The sequence below is a fragment of the Flagellimonas sp. HMM57 genome (assembly GCF_021390175.1).
Lineage (GTDB): Bacteria > Bacteroidota > Bacteroidia > Flavobacteriales > Flavobacteriaceae > Flagellimonas.
The window spans coordinates 4,053,234-4,067,097 of the sequence record NZ_CP090004.1 but is presented as its reverse complement, the minus strand read 5'-3'; the positions used below and the strand labels follow the sequence as shown (position 1 = coordinate 4,067,097).

The 13,864-nt window shown below is 35.3% G+C and carries 14 protein-coding genes; 2 read left to right on the top strand and 12 right to left on the bottom strand.

The features are described 5' to 3' along the window. Window positions 1–4: 4 nt before the first annotated feature. The gene (locus LV716_RS18075) at window positions 5–976 is read left to right on the top strand and encodes a hypothetical protein (RefSeq protein ID WP_163419176.1); all 972 of its coding nucleotides are present in this window, start codon (window positions 5–7) and stop codon (window positions 974–976) included. A 62-nt stretch (window positions 977–1,038) separates the two neighbouring features. Here the strand turns inward: LV716_RS18075 and LV716_RS18070 are convergent, their stop codons facing one another. The 5 genes from LV716_RS18070 to LV716_RS18050 are packed head-to-tail and all read right to left on the bottom strand — an operon-like array spanning window position 1,039 to window position 5,625. Continuing rightward, window positions 1,039–1,284: an acyl carrier protein gene (locus LV716_RS18070; RefSeq protein ID WP_163419175.1), complete on the bottom strand. Its 246-nt coding sequence runs from the start codon at window positions 1,282–1,284 to the stop codon at window positions 1,039–1,041. A gap of 4 nt (window positions 1,285–1,288) precedes the next feature. Further along, window positions 1,289–2,797: an AMP-binding protein gene (locus tag LV716_RS18065; RefSeq protein ID WP_163419174.1), complete on the bottom strand. Its 1,509-nt coding sequence runs from the start codon at window positions 2,795–2,797 to the stop codon at window positions 1,289–1,291. A gap of 6 nt (window positions 2,798–2,803) precedes the next feature. Beyond that, window positions 2,804–3,913, bottom strand: a complete 1,110-nt coding sequence (locus LV716_RS18060; RefSeq protein ID WP_163419173.1) for a hypothetical protein — start codon at window positions 3,911–3,913, stop codon at window positions 2,804–2,806. After that, window positions 3,900–4,547, bottom strand: a complete 648-nt coding sequence (locus LV716_RS18055; protein WP_163419172.1) for a sugar transferase — start codon at window positions 4,545–4,547, stop codon at window positions 3,900–3,902. The genes LV716_RS18060 and LV716_RS18055 overlap by 14 nt, the downstream gene beginning before the upstream one ends. Window position 4,548: 1 nt before the next feature. Next, window positions 4,549–5,625 (bottom strand): hypothetical protein, encoded by a 1,077-nt coding sequence (locus tag LV716_RS18050; RefSeq protein WP_163419171.1) that lies wholly within the window; start codon window positions 5,623–5,625, stop codon window positions 4,549–4,551. Between the two features lie 155 nt (window positions 5,626–5,780). Here LV716_RS18050 and LV716_RS18045 point away from each other — a divergent pair, with 155 nt between their 5' ends. Then, window positions 5,781–6,629 carry a formyltransferase family protein gene (locus LV716_RS18045; RefSeq protein WP_163419170.1) on the top strand — a complete coding sequence of 283 codons (849 nt, stop codon included), beginning with the start codon at window positions 5,781–5,783 and terminating at the stop codon, window positions 6,627–6,629. Between the two features lie 8 nt (window positions 6,630–6,637). On the opposite strand, the gene LV716_RS18040 is transcribed toward LV716_RS18045, so the two are convergent. The 7 genes from LV716_RS18040 to LV716_RS18010 all read right to left on the bottom strand — a co-directional run bounded on the left by LV716_RS18040 (window position 6,638) and on the right by LV716_RS18010 (window position 13,712). Then, a complete protein-coding gene (locus LV716_RS18040) occupies window positions 6,638–7,300 on the bottom strand; it encodes an HAD family hydrolase (protein ID WP_163419169.1) in 663 nt (220 codons plus the stop codon). After that, window positions 7,284–8,252, bottom strand: coding sequence for an ATP-grasp domain-containing protein (locus LV716_RS18035; RefSeq protein WP_163419168.1), 969 nt, complete (start codon window positions 8,250–8,252; stop codon window positions 7,284–7,286). Before LV716_RS18035 ends, LV716_RS18040 begins: the two co-directional genes overlap by 17 nt. Before the next feature lie 110 nt (window positions 8,253–8,362). Next, complete coding sequence (locus LV716_RS18030) at window positions 8,363–9,430, bottom strand: peptidoglycan bridge formation glycyltransferase FemA/FemB family protein (RefSeq protein ID WP_163419167.1); 1,068 nt, start codon at window positions 9,428–9,430, stop codon at window positions 8,363–8,365. Continuing rightward, window positions 9,420–10,490 (bottom strand): GNAT family N-acetyltransferase, encoded by a 1,071-nt coding sequence (locus LV716_RS18025; protein WP_163419166.1) that lies wholly within the window; start codon window positions 10,488–10,490, stop codon window positions 9,420–9,422. Before LV716_RS18025 ends, LV716_RS18030 begins: the two co-directional genes overlap by 11 nt. A gap of 10 nt (window positions 10,491–10,500) precedes the next feature. Further along, entirely contained in the window at window positions 10,501–11,103 is a 603-nt protein-coding gene (locus LV716_RS18020; RefSeq protein WP_163419165.1) for a sugar transferase, read from the bottom strand. 275 nt (window positions 11,104–11,378) lie between these two features. Beyond that, window positions 11,379–12,356, bottom strand: a complete 978-nt coding sequence (locus LV716_RS18015; protein WP_163419164.1) for a hypothetical protein — start codon at window positions 12,354–12,356, stop codon at window positions 11,379–11,381. A 27-nt stretch (window positions 12,357–12,383) separates the two neighbouring features. Then, window positions 12,384–13,712 (bottom strand): MBOAT family protein, encoded by a 1,329-nt coding sequence (locus tag LV716_RS18010; protein WP_233759179.1) that lies wholly within the window; start codon window positions 13,710–13,712, stop codon window positions 12,384–12,386. Window positions 13,713–13,864 lie beyond the last annotated feature (152 nt).

Here is a 13,864-nt window from a genome sequence, read left to right as displayed (position 1 = left end):
GGGCATGAGAAGATTGTTCCTTAAATTATTGGGATATGGTTTTCTAATGTTGGTAGCATTGGAACTCCTTGTCCGTTTGTTTTATCTGGGTAAGGATACACCTATTCGTATCGTAGATGAAAATGGGGTCGAGAAATGGCAGCCCGTTCAGAATGGCTTTTCCGTAACGGGTAATCGTCGACAGAACTTTTCAGCGTACCATATAAATAATTCTGGCTTTAACTCGTATCGTGAATATCTTCCCACTAAGGAAAAAAAAGAGATTGCATTGGTTGGCGACTCGTTTATTGAAGGTTTTCATCAAAATTATTATAGTTCCACAGGTAGAAAAATCGAACAAAAATTACCAAGATTTGAGGTGTATGAATATGGGTATGCAGGGTACGATATGGCTGACCAATTACATTTAATACATGCCTATAAAGAAAAGTTCGATTTAATAGACCATGTGGTTATAGGGGTAAAGTTCTCCAACGATCTTCGTAGATCGGAATATCAGATATCCCAAGAACGTATAAAGTTGGAGAATCCCAGAAATCGACTACTGAAAAAAAGCAAGTTGTTGGTCTATACACAAAGTATTGGATTATTGGACCCCGCGTTGCGAATGGGTTCTGATTTAATAAATCTTTTAAAGGGAAAATCTATGCCATCTACTTTAGGGAAAGGCGATGTTATTTCTATGAAGAGTAAGGATTCGTTGTATCTAAACAATTTTGAAATGTTAGTACAAAAATATGGTTTTGATAAGGACCGATTTGTGCTGCTACTGGATAAAGACAACACAAGTTCTTTGTTCACGGATTATTTAGAGGCCAATGATTTTAGCTATATAGATTTCTCCAAAACATTGAAAGAATCTAAAAAGCCCGCCACCCTTATTTATGATATGCATTGGAATAATCATGGACGGAACTTAATAGCAGGGCTTATTGCAGAATATATAAGTAACAGGCACAGGCCTGAAGCTCGATAGTTCTACCAAAGTTTTTTTAGACCTGGTACATGTAAAAAACTACTTCACAGAAATGAGTCAGCTTACGATTTTGTTTTTTCCTTGATTACATTTATTAAATCTCCAACATTGTTCAAATTCATGAGGTCCATTAGGGAAAATTTTATTTGATGTTTGTTTTCAATTTCGGTAATGAGCATCATGTGGGTTACGGAGTCCCAGCCATCCACATCATTCGCCGTAGTTTCTTTACTTAGTTCAAAAGAGCTATGCTCTAGAACATCAACAAAAATATCTTGTAAAGATTTTACTATATCTTCTTCGTTCATGGTGTTATTTTTTTTGTTTGGAATTATTAAAAAGAGATCTTAATTCTTTCATATCTATTTTGTCGTTCACACTGTGTGGAAACTGCTCTACATATAAAAACTGTGTGGGTACCATGTAAGGAGGTAAAGTTTCTTTTAAATAAGAAAGCATAGGTTTTAAATCTAGTTCTTTGGAACAAATGGCAAGGCCTAATTCTGTATTGCCCATACCATCGGTAATATCGATAACCACTACATCTGTACCCAATAATTTTTTCTTGACATGATATTCTACCTCACCCAATTCTACTCGATATCCCCTGATTTTTACTTGAAAATCTGACCTGCCTACATACATATAATCTCCATTTTCATCTTTATAGCACAAGTCACCAGATTTATAAAATAGATGTGATGAACCTTCATAGGTGCTGCTGAAAAAGACACGACTGTTTTTTTCTTCATTTTTTAGGTATCCAGGAAACAATTGTTCCCCAGCGATACAGAGTTCACCTGTTTCTCCAGTCTTCAGCTCTTTTCCGTTTCCATCTGCAACTAAATATATTGTATTTCCAAACGGCTTTCCTATTGAGAGTATACCGTTCTCATGTTTATTTTGGCCATTTTTTTCAAACAGGTAACCTCCACAATAAATAGTAGTTTCCGTGGGGCCATAGTAGTTTATAATCTGTGCATTAGGAATACAGCTGTTCCATTCACCGGCAATTTCATCATAAAGCTTGCCGCCTGCAAAGCAGGAATATCGTACACTATCGCCTTGTATTTCCTTAAAGTAAGGGCGCAGATAATGTATAATAGAGGGTACCATGATCAGTACGGTTAATTTATGCTCGGCCAACAACTTGATTATTTGAAAATATTTTATCCCACTCTTTGGTAAGGTATAAACACATGCGCCATGGAGTAAGGGAGCTAGAAATGAAACAACGGACATGTCAAAAGTCAATTCGAACATCTGAAGGCAACGGTCGGAGGGAGATAATGAAAATGATAGATGTGTCTCAATGGCATTGGTAAAACTGTTCAGGTTGCTAAACGCTACAGGCGCTCCTTTTGGGACTCCTGTACTACCGGAGGTAAAGATGACATATGCAATATCATTTGGATTTACGTCTTTAAATTCCAGATTATTCTCGCAGGGTTCGTCGTTATTGGTAGGTACTATATTAAACGTATCATCTAGATATGGAGACGATGATGAATCCAGGACATATCTGCTATCTGTAAGCCCTAAAATTTCTTTGTTACGTGCCTTTGGGTAAATTGGATTGATAGGAACATAAGCTTTACCTTCCATCCAAAGTGCTAGAATGGTGGCATATGTTTCTATATCATTGTTGGTGACCATACCGATGAGTTTCTCAGAAAGAGGAATGTTGTTTTGAATTTGGCCACGTATTTTGGAAATGAAATGCCCCAATTCAGAATAACTGTAGTTACTACTTTCGATAAAAAAAGCGTTCCTACTTGGATAATTTTCTATTGAGTTTTTAAGTACTTGAAGAAATTTCATGATGTGTTAAATAAAATGTCCGTCTTGCTCGGCTAAATCCATACCTTTCAACATTGGATGGATAGCGTTATGCGACATAGATTTTTTAGTTTGGGTATATTGGTAAACTACACTGAGATTTTCAGAAAAGGAATCGGCAAGAACAACATTGTCTGTAAAAAGATAGTTTAATTTAAGTCTTATCATGTTTTCATAAATGGATGCGGATACCTTGGTCATATTTTCTTCTGAAGTAACACAATACTTCATATAAGCTACATCGCTGATATAATTAAACGAGATAAATGCCACGATGTTTTTTTCTTCTTGCAATATATAATTGACAATCCCGATCTTCTTTCCAAAACCTTTAACTATACCAGTATTGCTTTTTTTTGAACTCCATGGTACTGGTATATATTGTTTGTTGGCTATCTGCCAGTTGACATAATCTTTGTCTTTTGCTATGAGATCATTCTCCAAAAAAGGCTTTACGAAATTCCACGCATCTGTATCCAGTTGATTTATATATTTTATTTTGATATTTTTTGTTATCCCTTTAATTCTTGAACGGTTTAACCAATAGTAGATAGTCCGGGACGCTTTTTCCAACCATTTAAAAAAGAACTTTATGTACCTTAATATTGGTATTCTTTGTATGATCATTTTATGGTCCAAGGCAATGAAAATTGTATGCCTCTGCATCGTTTGTATGATGGAAAAAGGTTGTTTTTTATAGAACGTATCCGCATTCTGTTCGTAAGCCTTTGTTAATACCCTTTGGTTGGTAATGCGTAATGCTTCGTTGAAAATATATGTTGAGATTACAGTGCCTTTAGCTGCTGTAGAAGCCCACCATTGTGGCATCCAAAAAACCTTTCTGTTGCTACGATCCGTTTCCGTATTCGTGCTTGACAAAACATCTGGAAGAAGATAAGCGAAGCTGAGCACCTCACCTTTAGAATGTGCAAATACAATACAAACGTCCTCTTCATCCATTCCAGGTTTTTCCAAAATCCACTGCGCCTTGTTTTCTGACAAAGGCAATAGATAATCGCGTTCTTCTGCTTTTGTCTCTAAGTAAAAGCGCAATTCTTTTTTGGTTACTGAAACTACTTGTAAATCATTGTTGTTCATGCTCGAAAATTCCGCTGTCTATTTGTTGTTGTCTATATATGTGGAAACTTTCCACGAATTCATCAGGATCTGTGGCTACATCAGAAGATTTTATGACCTTTAGAAAAGTTTTGTAAATAATTTTTGCGTCTAGCCAGAAGGATAACTTTTCAATATATTCCAAATCATAAGCGAACCGTTGTTCCCATTTGAGAAAATTACGCCCAGATACTTGGGCCAATCCAGTTATTCCCGGACGCACATTATGCCTTCGTTGTTCTTTAAGTGAATAAAACGGCAAATAAAAAGTCCGTAAGGGCCTTGGACCGATTAGGCTCATATCTCCCTTTAGGACATTCCATAATTGGGGAATCTCATCTAACGATGTTTTACGGACAAATTTACCTATTTTGGTGATTCGGTCTTTATCTGGTAACAACTCGCCCATACTGTCTTTATCGTCGTTCATAGTCTTAAATTTTAAGACATAAAAAATCTTGCCATTTTTTCCCGGTCGGTCCTGTACAAAAAATGGAGTCCCCTTATTGGCGAAAAACAGTAACAATGTAACTACTAAGAAAATAGGGGACAAAATCAAAAGCCCAAAAAAAGAAAAAACGAAATCTATGACCCTTTTTAAGAAATACTTGTACATTCTATTTAAGATTATAGGACTTTAACCATGCATTTATATGATTTGTTATATAATCCATATCAGAGTTTTTGTATCTGAAATCAACATGAATGTTTAATAGATATTTCCACGGGAGGTCAATATTATTGTCCGGCCATAATTGAGAGGGATAAATATCGTGAGCTATCAAGTATTTCCTGATAGCGTTAAATGCCTCTTCATTTTTGAAGACTAAATGTAGCCCAAAGGTAGTATTGTTTTGATAATCGATAACTTGAAATACATCTGTATTGTCAAGGGAATCCATATGGTTCAGGTTTGCACGTTTGTAGGATGCATAATCCTTGCCCAAAAAGCTTGTGATTTGGTCGAGATGTGAGCGTTGCAACGCAACAACATCGTATTGTTTATGCAGAAATGCTTCGGAAGCATAGATGAGGTTTAGATAATCCTCTTTGGATACATTCCCACCTTCACTTTTTAAGTGTTCTGCTTTTTTTGCCATAGCAGTAGAAATATCGTTCCAAATGTTGTCAAAATCTACACTTCTTACCAATTGCAGGTTATTGTCAATTGGTTTTTTTCCATCTGGTCTCCATAGTATTCCTCCTAAAGGAACGGGAAGCGTTTTTCGTAATGATGCAAAACAAAAATCTGCTTTGCTATTGATACACCCATTGCTGAGCCAGCCATGCGAATGGTCTTCTATACATATCGCCCTATCATTGGTTTTTGGGATATCATAATTGAAAATACCCCAGAAATTATTCAATATGACAACGTCGTTTTCATCTGAAAAGTTGGTGATGGAAAATTTCTCTGCAGCATCAAAAGGTTTTATGTCGTAAAAATCAATGTTTGAAAAGTTAAAAACAAGCCATTCGGTTACGTGCTGACAATAATATTTGGGAAGCCAGATTTTTTTTATCGTTTGTTTTTGTCCTATAGCATTCAACAATGCTTTGATGGCATGCCTACCAGTATAAAAAAGCTCATAGTTCTTGATTGGCAAGTCTGGCTCAAGATTAAGTATAGACTCTGCTTCAACAGCATGAAAAAATGAACCATAACCAATGTTAGTACCTACTAACGCACTCATAACTCTTCAATTTTATGGCAAAGAAATCAAAAAAAAGCCCAGTGCTACAATTTATTGGGATGTAAAGTAAGAATTGACCGTTCTATACCTTATGTTTGTTTGTAGTAAGGTGGTCAGAAGTTCTACAATATTAAAGTTTAAAATCAATAATCGTTGTGAAGAAAATTATCTTTTTGGGATCTAGGACGCATGTGTTTGATTCTGCCATTAAAATGGGTATAGAGTTTGATCATGTTTTCGCATTGAAAGGCAGTTTATTAGAATCAAAACTAATTTCTGAGGATATCGAGCATAAAAGTTTTGATATGACCCAAAAAAAAGAGGTTCTCAACTTTTTGTACAAATCTAATTTTGAGGTTTTGGTATCCAATGGGTGTCCTATTGTATTCCCTGTAGAAAAGTTTGATGCATCTCAAATCTTGGTCAATATCCATCCTACCTATCTCCCTTTTTTACAAGGTAAAACACCTTTGAACGGGGTTTTTTATAATGATTATGCGTTCTATGGTGCTACAATGCATTTTATTGACGCTACAATAGATACAGGGAACATTATCTATCAACATAAAGAAGAAATAACTCCTGATGTTGACCTTGGATTACTTTATTTTTTAGCTTTTGAGTTAGAAGGATTTGTATTTAGAAAAGGTTGGGAGATTTTAAAGGCAAACCGATTTAGGTACAGTGGAGAAAAGCAACAAGGAAAAGCTGATTACTTTAATAGAACGAAAGAAAAACAGCAGGTTGATTTTGAACGAATGGGGAATAAGGAGTTAATAAGAAAAGTGAAGAGCTTTGGTATTGCTTCGCAAGGATGTTATACAAAATTGAACGATAGAGATTACCGTATTTTTGAAGTGGAGGAAATTGTGCATCCAGCACTTTTAGAAAGGTTTGGCACTTCGTTGGCCGGAGAGATTCTCTTAGCTTATGACAAGAAGCTTTTAGTGAAGTCTAAAGACGGAATTTTAAAACTAAAAGTATTTCAAACAGAAAACGAATAAAATTTTAATTAAGCGATAATATTGATGTCTGTATATGATGTAAACAAATGTTTAGGTAAAAAGTGTGCAGGTCGGGATAAAACGTCTTGGGATTTATGTATGTTTTTTCCGTTATCTATGAGTCCAACAGTGTTCCATCCCAATTTATTTGGTGTAACGAAGTCTTTATTGACGTTATCACCAATATATGTGTAGTTCTTCGCTTTAAAAAAGTCTTCCACCTTACGATAGTTTAGTTCACTTGGTTTTTCACTTCCTATTTCTTCTGAAATAATGATATGGTCCATTAACGGTTCTAGTCCCAACTGTTTGATTTTATTTCGTTGAGATAAACTTCTACCGTCCGTTATTATGGCAAGCTTTCCATCATTCTCCTTTATTTTTAGCAGAACGTCGTCAGCACCGCTGAACAATTGTATGCTGGGTAAATGGTTTCGATACTTTTGTACCAGTTCTCCCTTTGTTATGTTATATTTTTTTGTGAGAAAATCAAATACGTTTTCACTTTTTCTATAGAGTGAAAACATTTGCGCATATAGGAAAAAAGACTCTTTTGGTTCTAATTTGGCGGCAATTTCGAGATACGCAGATTTTAAAAAATCAATTTCGTTATAAAGAGTGTCGTCAAGGTCAAAGACAATGACATCCTCTTTTTCAATCCTTATGTTCATGAACTAGAATTTCCTTATCATAGCGCAACATTAAAAGATTTGGTTCCCAGCTATTGAATTGTTCGTCTATTTTTTTGTCCAGAAGATATTCCTCTATGAGCCATTTAACATAATTTGCCCCAGCATGGTATGTTAATGGGAATCCACCTCCGAATCTAGGATTCACCTCTATACCAACAATTCTGTCGTCTGTTTTATGCTTAAAGAACTGAACCGTTAAGCATCCTCTGGCACCTTCAATATGATGAAGTCGTTTTTTGATATATGGAATAATACTATTTTCCTCCGTTTTTCCTTTGCTGACCTCTCCATCCCTTACTTCTAGACGCTTTCTAGGTACAGCACATTTTAAGTCATGATTTTTATCAAAATACAGATCACATGTATATTCTTGAAACTCCGATGGACTTAAGTACTCCAAAAACATTAGTTTTTCGTTCTTAAAATGATATTCAGTGAGGTCCTCCTGCTTTTGAATGACATAAGTATCTACACTTCTACTACCATCATAGGGTTTTATAAAAAGTGGGAGGTTATAATCGTTCTTGTCGTACTCCTTGGCTACTTCGATATTGTTTGCTGCAAAGAAATCGTGTATTTTATATTTATTCCTACATTTTTCTATAAAACCCAAACTTGATATGACCACATTCACGTTATGTTCCAAAAACACCTCTTTATTTTGAGCAAGTATTTTTAGTTCGGTATCTATAGTGGGTACAATAAGGGAAATTTCATTAACTGTACAGATATCAATCAATGTCTGAAGGTAATCGTTGTCGTTTACCTTGGGTACGTTAAACGCGCCATCAGCTACCTTGCATGCTGCGGACAACTGTATTTGGGAGTCCACTGTGAAAACCTTTCCTTCGGGGAAAATTTTGGAAAGCTCTGTCTTGAATATTTCAACGAGCGATACTCTTCTGCCGACAGATGTTATTAATATATTCATTTATAATCGATATAGGTGTTCATATATAATACGTTATAATCATCTTCATAGATTTCCCATTTTAAAATAATGGATAAGCTATTCTATCTAAATCCATAAAATCGAGAGGCTCATGTTTCTTGTTCATTGTTTTTATACCTGTATATGGGGAAAAAGTTGATATTACGATTTAAAAGGTGGTCTTTGTTCAATTGGGTTATTTGATTGTAAATTGTTTCGTCTACAATAAATTTCCAGATTCTAAATCGTTTAAAACTCTTTGAAAAAGACGCTTTAAAATTGAACAAAGAATCTTCTTTACTACCTAAACCACCGCCTAGGTTAAACACACGATAACCTTCTGCATAACTTTTAATGCGAACTTCATCTATAATCAACCGTATTGGGCTTAGATGTAAGTACTTATCCGATGTGCCCGATATATGATATTGCACAATATCATTATTTGTATACATCATCATAGCAGCAGAAATAATTTCTTTGGTCTCTTTTAGGGTCACAAAGAAAACCTTTGATTTGAAACTCGTTTGACCCAAAAGAGAAAAAAAATAGGACTCTTCAAAAAAGTAGGATTCCGCAGCATTCACCCTTTTCATATTTTCATGGTAAAGCTCGATAAATTTTTTAATTTCTTGTGGTGATTCGGCGGTATGGATATCACAAAAATTTCTAAGCTTTTTTAAATATCTTTTAGTTGTTTTAGAGAAAACGGTTTTTTGTTCATCTGGATTACTTTTTAAGTCCAAATAAACAATATTGCCAAGTTCAGAAATGTCCCCCATGCCGTGAAGGACTTTATCCTGATCAGTGATGTAAGGGTTAAGTCTTGAAAAGACGCTTATAATTTTTTGTTTTTTTAAGAACGATAGCAGCTCTTTTTTAAAGTTAGCGTTGTTATGCGCCTTTTTTGACCATTTGCTTACCGGACCTGCATAGCCGTATACCGAAGTGGCGTCAAAGTATGGTGTTCCAGGTATGGGCCTTATTATAATAGGAAGGGCAATGCGGACATTTTCATCCTTATAAACCAATAGAACCGGTTTTTCTTCCTCTTTGGCAGATAGCTCATGATAACCAAAAGTATGGTAGAAGTCAAAATCTCCAATGTCGTGCAAGGCCATGTCCCATTCTTGGGCATTGGTAAGTGCAATAAATGAAAATTTTGTGCTACTTTTCATGTTGTCTATATTTAGGAAAGAAACCTTCTACTATATTTTCTTGTGAGTAACTTTCCGCCAATGCGTTGTTCTTTTTGACCTCTTGGTAATAGGCCTCTTTATTTATTATTTTTCTTCCGGTATAATAGCTAATGTCATCATCCTTGGAGAAAAAGGTTTTTTTATAAGAATACAAGGAATCACCATCTTTTCTACCGCCTCCCAAAACGTAGAATCCATACTTATTTTCACGTGCCCATTTTAAAATATTGATTTTCAAATAATCATTTGGTCTTAAAGTAAAATAGTCGGAAAGAGTGCCTCCCAAAAATGAGTACACCGTTTTTTTGGACAGCAGTATCAATTCCGTAGAGATTGGTTTTCCGTCATGGAAAATCAATGCTATTGCACATCTTTTTGGGTTATTCTGTGTATAATTTTTAAAGTACTCCTTTGGATAGAAATATTGGTCCGTTGCTTCATTTCTCTTCATGGTTCTGGTATAGATATCATGAAAAGAGTCTAATACGCCTTCATCAATATTTTTATGGTAAATGGCAAACGTCAAATCATTTTTGACTGCTTTTCTGTAATTGTTCCTTACTTTGGGTTTAAAGTTTGCCCATTGGGCCTCTTCATCTATAATGGTACCTCTTACATTGTTTAGCGTGTGGACTATGGTGCCTGAATATTTTTTATGGTTGTTATTCAGGTTAAACCGAATGAACTCCGAAATTACATTGTTTTCAGCATACCACTCGTCCACTTTTGCCCAGAAATCCGCAATAACCTCACAATCAATTTCATCTTTAAAAAGCGGACCATTATAACCGTAGGGGCTAATTACATCAAAATAGGTTGAGGACGGAATGGGCCTAAGTATAAAGTTCATCAAAATTACCGGTGCTCCTTTTGAATAATAGATGAAATATCTCAGATTACCGCCGCTTATGGTATCTATTTGAAGCAATTCTAGCTTGAAAAAAGGATTTTTACTATTGATTTTCTTCAATTGCTCCTTATAGAACGCTTTATCGCTATCTGACTTTAGTTGGTATGCCTCTAATTTTTTATCGGTCATGTATGCCTTTTTAATTTCCCATAAAATCGGGCATATTTAAATTCTCTCCAGAATTTACACCTTCTTTAAGTAAAACCTTTTTTATGGTCAAGAATAATATTTTCAGATCAAGTGAGAAAGAAATGTTGTCAACATACCATACATCATATCCAAACTTCGTATCCCAATCTATCGTATTTCTACCATTAATCTGTGCCCAGCCAGTAATACCTGGCCTTACTTCATGTCTTCTTTTTTGAAAATCATTGTACAATGGTATGTACTGGAGCAAGAGTGGCCTGGGACCGATTAAACTCATATCTCCCTTGATTATGTTGAATAATTGTGGTAGCTCATCCAATGAATATTTTCGTACAAATGAACCAATAGGGGTTATTCTGTCCTCAAAAGGAAGTAACTCACCCTTTTCATCTGTTTTATCGTTCATGGTCTTAAACTTGATAATGGTAAAAGTCTTTCCATTTTTCCCTGGGCGTTTTTGAAAGAAAAAGGGTTTTCCGTTATTGGAAATTGATAATACAATACCGACAATAAGGAATATGGGAAGGAAGAAAATGAGAGCAAACAGCGCTGCGAAAAAATCTAAAATTCTTTTTATACCTTTTGAATACATATACAATTTATTATCGAGAGATTGTTTGTCTGGCGGAGATTTGGAATATAAGTCTTGCGATTTCGTAACATTCGAAATATACTAAAAACTGTTTTGGTCACAAAGTAAACCTATACGATTCTAAATAGTTTAGAATAGGCGTTGAATTACAGGAATAAAAGTTGAAAAGACTAGGACGCTATGCTTTTGCTTATTGTTTTTCTTTTCATAAGATCCGATGGTAATCAATTTAGTATTGCCAAGAACAGTGCACTTTGAAAAATGATTTTTAGCGTTTAATCGTTGTCGATATGAGAATTGGGATTTGGGGCAAAGCTTAAGTTGTGACTTATGTCCTTTGCCAAGACGACAGTAAATGCTTTGGCACTCGAGGAATGCATGTGCGAGCCATCATAGGTGCTAAAAGAATAGGAGGGAAGTGTATAATTTAGATACGTTATGCCTTTTACTTGGGCTATGGAATCCATTGTCCTATCAAAATTTACCCATTGTTGATTTTCCAGTTCAATGATATCCGAATCAGCGGGCATTCGTACCAAAAAGACATCGCTCTTGGTTTTAAGAAAAGCTATGGTAGCTATCAAATTATTAATCCTGTAAGGGGATTTTTTTTCGGTTTCGTTTGCATTTTTGTGATTCTCCAATGTGAAGGATTTTCCATATTCTATATCTTCTTGGGTTACTTCATAGAGATTGCTTTTTAATTTAAATTCACGCCATCCATCCGTATGCAATGTGGTCTGGTTATCTTCTTTACTTGTTATCAATGCATTGTACAATGATTGTCCATAACAATGGATGATATAATCATAGTTGGGATTTGAAGTATAATCGGAAACTTTTCCGAGCATACTTTTTTTGTCCATTTTAAAGATGGCGTTACTATCCATACCCTTGGGAGCGGTTAGGCTTCCTGGAGTAACACAAAGAATAGATAGGGAACGTTCTTTTTGAATGCTCAGTTTTTTCTTTATGGCATTTAAATAAACTTCTCCGTAGGGTGATTGGAATTTTTCAAAGGCGAAGTTGGTGGTTGGTACATACTTGGTAACAGCTGATAGCTCTTTATTCAATATATGGGGTGTAATACCCGTATTTGCACGCGAAAGGCCAAGGATTATCCCTTCTGCCTCTTGTGTAAATTTGTAATAGTAACCATCTACAGGTCCTAGTACAAGTCTATGAAGTAAAAATAGATAAGCTCCTAACAATAGAGCGAAAAGTAAAGTTACTTTAAGAAAAAATGACTTCATCTGGATACAAGCATATTAGACACAGATTTAAAACTGAAAATAGATGAAGGTATTTTGTCGATTAAGACCAAATAGCACTACAACAAAAATAAAGCAAATATAGATGGCCCACCGCATTGGGGCCGACCTCTTGAATACAAGTTCATGAATTCGAGAATTTCCCTTTAAATAATGAATGGTCTGCACAAATAGAATAAGAAAAATACTTAGGGCCATTTCAAAATAATTATCCAAAATATTGATTTGGAGTGCGTTGATCTTAAAAAGGTTTTTAATGTACAATATAGCATGCGATAGCGAAGGTGACCTAAAAAAAATCAAAGAGAACATGATGTAGGTGAAAATAAAACCAAAACCCATTATTGAAAACAGTCTTTTGGGAAAACTGAGTTTTTGTATTATTTTTTTTCTGATAGGCTTTGTCGCCACTTCTAGTATGAGCAAGAGTGCATTTAGCATTCCCCATATGATAAATGTCCAGTTGGCACCATGCCATAGACCGGTAATAAAAAAAACTAAGAGCACGGCACTTAATCGATTGAATTTAAAATCCTTGATCAAAGGTCTATACAGATAATCGCGCATCCATTGCATTAAGGATATGTGCCACCTTCTCCAGAACTCATCTGCCGATTTAGAGAAAAAGGGACGGTTAAAATTTTGAATAAGATCCACTCCCAAAGTTTTTGCGACGCCAATTGCAATTGCCGTATATGCTGCAAAATCATAATAAATCTGAAAGCCAAAAAACCAATGTCCTAGAATCAAAGGAGGTCCCTGGTAATATTCAGGATCATTAAATGCTAAATCTACATAGATTCCAAGTCTATCTGCCACTACAATCTTTAGGAATAGACCCCAAGCCATATAAAAAATGCCTTTTCTGATTTCTTTATAATTGAAATACACTTTCTTCTTTAACTGGGGTATTAAACGAGAAGCTCTTTCGATAGGACCGGCAACGAGCTGAGGAAAAAATGCAACATAGAGTGCAAATTTTCCAAAATGTTTCTCAGGTTGAATATCACCTCGATAGATCTGTATGGAATAGGCCATAGTTTGGAACGTATAAAAACTGATACCTACCGGAAGTAGTATCTCAGCAAAATTATAACCTGTGGATGCCGAGGAGGTATCCATCTCTAATCCAAAGAAAAAAAGGAGTTCTTTGATGTTTAGGGTAAAAAACTTCAGATATTTAAAAACGAACAATAAACCTACATTGACACTAACACTAAGTGCCAGAAGTAGTTTTTTACTTTTTCTGGATGTTACGGTTGCCATTTTAAGCCCGCAGAGGTAGTCTACAGAGGTGGATACCAATAACAAAATGACCAAAGAGGGTTCTGAGGCCATATAAAAATAGTAACTGGCCAGTAGCAGCCATAGCCATCTGTATTTATGAGGTAAGCAATAGAAACCGATTACAACGAGAGGACAGAAGATTAAAAACTCGAAAGAATTAAATAGCACTGCTCAAATCTTTAGCGTAATAGAATAGATACAAA

Bases quoted from the DNA above. Each gene is read 5' to 3' on its own strand.
- LV716_RS18060 (WP_163419173.1), bottom strand. From the start codon at position 3,913: ATGAACAACAATGATTTACAAGTAGTTTCAGTAACCAAAAAAGAATTG.
- LV716_RS18040 (WP_163419169.1), bottom strand. From the start codon at position 7,300: ATGAACATAAGGATTGAAAAAGAGGATGTCATTGTCTTTGACCTTGAC.
- LV716_RS18065 (WP_163419174.1), bottom strand. From the start codon at position 2,797: ATGAAATTTCTTCAAGTACTTAAAAACTCAATAGAAAATTATCCAAGT.
- LV716_RS18015 (WP_163419164.1), bottom strand. From the start codon at position 12,356: ATGAAGTCATTTTTTCTTAAAGTAACTTTACTTTTCGCTCTATTGTTA.
- LV716_RS18070 (WP_163419175.1), bottom strand. From the start codon at position 1,284: ATGAACGAAGAAGATATAGTAAAATCTTTACAAGATATTTTTGTTGAT.
- LV716_RS18035 (WP_163419168.1), bottom strand. From the start codon at position 8,252: ATGAATATATTAATAACATCTGTCGGCAGAAGAGTATCGCTCGTTGAA.
- LV716_RS18075 (WP_163419176.1), top strand. From the start codon at position 5: ATGAGAAGATTGTTCCTTAAATTATTGGGATATGGTTTTCTAATGTTG.
- LV716_RS18050 (WP_163419171.1), bottom strand. From the start codon at position 5,625: ATGAGTGCGTTAGTAGGTACTAACATTGGTTATGGTTCATTTTTTCAT.
- LV716_RS18030 (WP_163419167.1), bottom strand. From the start codon at position 9,430: ATGAAAAGTAGCACAAAATTTTCATTTATTGCACTTACCAATGCCCAA.
- LV716_RS18020 (WP_163419165.1), bottom strand. From the start codon at position 11,103: ATGTATTCAAAAGGTATAAAAAGAATTTTAGATTTTTTCGCAGCGCTG.
- LV716_RS18010 (WP_233759179.1), bottom strand. From the start codon at position 13,712: ATGGCCTCAGAACCCTCTTTGGTCATTTTGTTATTGGTATCCACCTCT.
- LV716_RS18055 (WP_163419172.1), bottom strand. From the start codon at position 4,547: ATGTACAAGTATTTCTTAAAAAGGGTCATAGATTTCGTTTTTTCTTTT.
- LV716_RS18025 (WP_163419166.1), bottom strand. From the start codon at position 10,490: ATGACCGATAAAAAATTAGAGGCATACCAACTAAAGTCAGATAGCGAT.